The sequence below is a fragment of the bacterium genome (assembly GCA_040755795.1).
Classification (GTDB): Bacteria; UBA9089; CG2-30-40-21; order CG2-30-40-21; family SBAY01; genus JBFLXS01.
Genome location: JBFLXS010000329.1, coordinates 1 through 4,625 on the forward strand (window position 1 = coordinate 1; position 4,625 = coordinate 4,625).

Consider the following 4,625-nt stretch of genomic DNA (forward strand, 5'->3'; position numbering starts at 1 on the left):
GTGTTCTATTGGATGCATCGTTATTCCACCTCCCAAACAAAATCTCCAGAATAATACACTATGTACTTCTGTTATCTTTATCGACATTTTCTCTCACAAACTTTAGCTAATTTAGGACACCACCAAATATTCCTATTTCACAGGTTGAATTTTTTTTGCTTGACTTTTCATATTTTATATGGTATTATAATAAATGAGAGGGGAAGGGAGAAAAGGAGGTAAATTAAAATGAAAAAGGTAAATAATGAAAAAGGTATTGCCCTGGTAGTGGTGTTAATTGTAATCTTCGTTTTAAGTATGGTAAGCATTAGTTATTTACTTATCTCACGAACACAACTTAATAAATCTTATAAAGAAGAACGGTTCACTACTGCCCTTTCTACTGCTGAAGCAGGGCTTGAGCGGGCTGTCTGGTATTTAATCAATGATGATAAACTACCTAATTGGCAAGGACCTACACCAGCAAATCCAAAAGTAACTATCACTGGAAATGTAGATAATAATTCCCAAAAGTCCTACGAGGCAGAGATATATCTTATTACTGGAGGTGGAGAAGGATATACTCCCTTGCCACCCCGGGAACAGGAAAATAGATGGTATATCCATCCCGCCTCTGCTAATATCCCTCGTCCTAAAGGAAATTCTGCCGCTGTCACCATTAATGGTGTAGTATTTATGTTTGGTGGTTATGGCCAACCTGAAAAATCTACACAGCATGGAGGTAACAGCTCGTATAAAGATGAGATTAACTATTGGGGTTATCGGGCAAAGTTATATAGTGACAATGTTATGTTGGCATATGACCCCAGAAGCGATACCTGGAAAGAATTAGGAACAAATCCTTATGGAAATAAAAGTAAATTTGCCGCGGTGAATTATAATAATAAGATGTATATGTTTGGTCCAGACCCGGCTGTAATTACCTATAATCCAGGTAATGACTTACTAAATTCTGCTGATGATAAATGGGAGCAGGTAGCAAATATGACAAGTATAGGCATAACTGATGTTAATTATCATTCAGCCGTAGTTCTGGGTGATAAAATCTATATTGTTGGAGGGCAATATAATGGTGGGGCAGAATATGGTTTGGTCTTAGAATTTAACCCGACAACTAATCAGTTTACGAAATTAACCCCTTTACCTGATGGTAGATATTATGGAGCGGCAGGGGTAATTGGTAATAAAATATATTATGTGGGAGGAATACCTAAAACAGGTATGTCAATGGGTCCTGACCCTGATACTGGAGGGCAAGTAACTACACAATCGGGTTGTCATAGTCGAACTGTATGGGAGTATAATCCAACTACAGGTAGCTCTACACCAGCCGCACATATGCCCTGGTTGTCAGACGACTCCAATACTGTCTGTCCTGAAGATCTTGCACCCTGGGGTGAAGGAGATAAAATAGAAGGATTTAGTAAATCGGTATCTGGTATCAAACTCCATGTGCGCGACCCAGAATACTCAAAATATTGGAAGGATGAAGGATATGGTGTAGACCATGGATTAAGTTTTTCTAACCGACCAGGATTAGCTGACCATCAAGCAATAGTGGTAGATAATAAAATTTATGTTACGGGGGGAAATAATGGTCTTCTGAGAACTTACTTTGATGGACCTGGTTATAGAAAGGATGGAATATGGTATGGAACTTATATTCCTGATGATAAAAATCCAGATAAAATAATAACCAGTGGAACGACTCATGAACAGGTAGCTCAAAGGGATTTATTCTATGATTATAAGGATGGAAGTCCTTATGGAAGTTATGACAGCTATCGTGATTGGCAAGGACAAATGTCAGGTTCTTATTATCGGTGGAATAAAGAACTATATGTCTTTGATGGGACATCGTGGGTAAAATTAGAGAATGCACCAACTATGGATATGGACACAAACGGTGGAATGGAAGGAGTAGGAATTACTAATCAGGTATTAGCCAGTGTGGACAATAGATTCTATATGCTTGGTGGTGTTGCTCACCATTTTAGAGATCCCGCCAGGCAATATTTTAATTCTTATGTAGTAGAAGGAGATGATACCTACTGTGGAGGTGCAGCGAAAAGTTATGTTAATGCTATGTATTTATCCGTAGCTGAATTTTATGTTAGAGAGGGGGATGCTATTGCCGCAGGTGGAGGAAGATACAAAATTGTCGTTACTTCAAAAGAACAACAACTATTTGGTAAAACAGTTCATCGTAGAATTGAGGCAATAGTAGCCATAAACCCAATGACCGGAGCAAATGGGTTTGATGGAGCGATAATTTGTAAATCCGATATAGATTTAACCGGAAATGCTCGAACAGATAGTTATAACTCTGATAACGGTAAGTATGGACCAGAAAATGCCCTCCATGGGGGAAATATCTTTTCTAATGGAAATGTTTCTTTAGTTGGTGACGCCGTGGTAGATGGAAATGCCTTTTCTGGTCTTGAGGAAACTGTTAGTCTTACAGGAAACGCTGAGGTTACAGGGAAAAAAGATTCACTGGGCAGTGATATTTCATTACCTGCGGTTACTGTTCCAGCAGATGCCATTTCAACAACTATAGATATTACAGGTAGTAATGAATTAACGCTGACTGAAGGAACATATACTTGTAAGGGCATAAAGATAAGTGGGCAGGCACAATTGATTATTGTGGGTAAGGTAAAACTCTATTGCACGGGCAACATAGATATTAGTGGCCAGGGCGGGGCCAATTATGAAAACAATTCAAATGGGGTTACGACTAATTTCCATATTTATTGCACAAATGCTGTTAATTCTATTTCCCTGACAGGAAACGATAGATTCTTTGGGACTGTTTATGCTCCTGCGGCTGAAATTTCTGTTACAGGAAATGGTAATGTCTATGGTCAGTTAGTGGGGAATGAGGTAGATATTACTGGTAATGGTAAGGTAATTTATGATGAGCAATTAAAAAATACTATTTGGTGGCCAGAAGAGAGTATGACGGGTGATGTTATTAGTTGGCGTGAGGTTAGTTTATGAGGGAGGAGGGATTTAGTTTAGTAGAGATATTAATAGCGGCACTCATTTTTACAATATTTGCCTTAGCGATTTTTAACTGCATCAATTATTCATACAAAAATGTAATCACTTCAAGAAACGCAGAAGTAGCCATCAACCTATGTCAGGAAACAATGGAGAGCATAAAAAAGGTTCCTTATGATAACGTTCCCTGTCCTGCTACTTTTACTCCAACCTGGTATATAAAAGGAACAACATATTATTCAGGGTATCCAGCAGGAAATTTCCCACCAACTCTTTATCTTGCTACTTATACCACTTGCACAAATAGCAACCCAACTATGTGCACCGCAACAACTTTACTCCATGACCATAAAGATTTATTGGTGAGTATAGGTGTAGGAACACAAACTACCAATGGAACAAAGACTGTATTTACTTACTGGGTTGATGATAACGAAACTATCTGGACTACACAGGATTATAAAGGGATAAAGGTTCTTATAGAATGGATAGAAGGAGGAATTATCCGCAAACGTGAAGTATCCACTTGTATTTCTAAAAAATAAAGAACAAGGAACTACCCTCTTAGAATTTATTGTCGGAGCAGGTATCCTGGCAATAATAGCAATGGTTATTATTTTATTTATGAGGCATGGAATGGATTTTATGGTAAAAGGCGTTCCTACTAAACCTCAAGAAATAGTAAAATTGATTTTAGAAGGAGAAGAGGGTAGAATAGATTTTGAAAAACAAGGATTAATATCTACTTTAAGAGGCGGATACTCTATTTATGGACCACAATTTGATGTAGAGCAACTAATTACATTAGGAACAGATTCTATTACTATAGGTTATGGGATTGTTGATAGCCAGAATGGATATTGTGAGAGTACCAATACTATCCACACTGATTTCGCAATAATTAATCAGGGGTCTGTGACTACTACCGATTTAAAAAAAGGGATTCCAACGATTACGGTTATCTCGCCCTATAACTCCGATAATCCAGAAGGCACGACTTCTCTCCTTTTAGAGAATAGTCCTCTCGGTGATGATTATGGTTTGGCTGTTAGGTATGAATTTAAACAAATTAACGAAACAAGAAATGGTAGAATCTATAAGCAGGGTGAATTATACAAAACTATCTATCATAAAAATTCAGGTGGTTCCTGGATTCAACAAGGTACACCAACACTAATTTCACAACATATTAGCCAATTAGAATTTAGATACTTTACTTCGGATGAAGAGGTTTCAGCAGGAATTCCAACTGGACTTAGTAAAATAAGGCAGATTGAAATAATAATGATTACTTTAAAAGTGGATAGTGATGATGATAGAGATGGGGCAATACAAGAAGATGTAATAGATGGGCTGGATAATGATCTGGATGGTAAGATAGATGAAGATTATTTTAATGGAATTACGATAACGACAAGGGTTTATTTTCGGAATTTGTAAAAACGAAGGAGAAACGGTCATGAGTCTGCGACTCACAAAGGAGAATGAAAATAGGTAAGAGTTCAGGTAGGATAAAAATAAGGAGAAAGGGAGAAGATGGAGAAGTGGAGAAAAGAAGAGTTAAGTGATAGGATTATTAATGCCTGTATTAATATCCATCAAAAGTTAGTGTCGTGTTG

General features: G+C 37.5%; 3 protein-coding genes. All 3 read left to right on the top strand.

What is annotated here, in order from left to right:
• The first annotated feature begins 228 nt into the window (after positions 1-228).
• From AB1414_15875 to AB1414_15885, 3 genes are read left to right on the top strand one after another with little or no spacing between them, the layout of a single operon-like run.
• Positions 229-3,003 (top strand): kelch repeat-containing protein, encoded by a 2,775-nt coding sequence (locus tag AB1414_15875; GenBank protein ID MEW6608898.1) that lies wholly within the window; start codon positions 229-231, stop codon positions 3,001-3,003.
• Positions 3,000-3,551, top strand: coding sequence for a prepilin-type N-terminal cleavage/methylation domain-containing protein (locus tag AB1414_15880; GenBank protein MEW6608899.1), 552 nt, complete (start codon positions 3,000-3,002; stop codon positions 3,549-3,551). The genes AB1414_15875 and AB1414_15880 overlap by 4 nt, the downstream gene beginning before the upstream one ends.
• The gene (locus AB1414_15885; protein MEW6608900.1) at positions 3,520-4,446 is read left to right on the top strand and encodes a hypothetical protein; all 927 of its coding nucleotides are present in this window, start codon (positions 3,520-3,522) and stop codon (positions 4,444-4,446) included. Before AB1414_15880 ends, AB1414_15885 begins: the two co-directional genes overlap by 32 nt.
• The last annotated feature ends 179 nt before the right edge of the window (positions 4,447-4,625 follow it).

Bases quoted from the DNA above. Each gene is read 5' to 3' on its own strand.
- AB1414_15875 (MEW6608898.1), top strand. From the start codon at position 229: ATGAAAAAGGTAAATAATGAAAAAGGTATTGCCCTGGTAGTGGTGTTA.
- AB1414_15880 (MEW6608899.1), top strand. From the start codon at position 3,000: ATGAGGGAGGAGGGATTTAGTTTAGTAGAGATATTAATAGCGGCACTC.